Annotated in this window: 1 protein-coding gene; it reads right to left on the reverse strand. The window is 39.8% G+C overall.

The window, feature by feature from the left end; translation table 11 throughout:
- Positions 1-91: 91 nt before the first annotated feature.
- Positions 92-571 (reverse strand): hypothetical protein (locus tag ACQY5W_RS13415; protein WP_428025472.1); only part of this gene is annotated, 480 nt, incomplete at its 5' end.

Raw genomic sequence — 571 nt, forward strand, 5'->3', positions numbered from 1 at the left:
GTGGATGGGAGCTCACCGAGTGTTGGGGGAAAGGGAGAGGAGCTCCGAGGGGTCGTTTTTCCTAAGTGCTAAACAAGTACAAAAGATTATACTAAAATGATCTACAACATTGACAGAATGTTTTTTTCTCTTCAGCTGTTAATGTGTAGCTAGTTGGGGGTAGGAAATACTTTTCATTATGTCTTGAAATAGGGTGAAGCTCTGGTATCAACTCAAATTGTACTAGGTCTGTACGTGATTTCAGTCCATCCTTTGACTTCCTCGGCATGTCCAGCAATGTTCCAATGATGCTGTCAAATACGTTCTTTGTTACATGCATCAAATCAATGCTGTGACAAGTTTGAAGGTCCTTCCAGTAAGGAAGGTACTTGAAAAAAATTAATTGCTTCTTGAAAGGTATGTCTGTCAGAGTTGGAGTTTTCTTTCTCTTCTGTCCCTTTACTGTTCCCTTTCCAAATACAACTTCAATGTTCTTCACCATTTCAAATACAAGTTTTCCAGTATACTGTTTCGGGGCACTATCTTTCTCGACGGTGTTGTCAAAATGCATTTTCATCTTGCGGTACTTATG

This window comes from Arcobacter sp. (assembly GCF_050300555.1).
Taxonomy (GTDB): domain Bacteria; phylum Campylobacterota; class Campylobacteria; order Campylobacterales; family Arcobacteraceae; genus Arcobacter.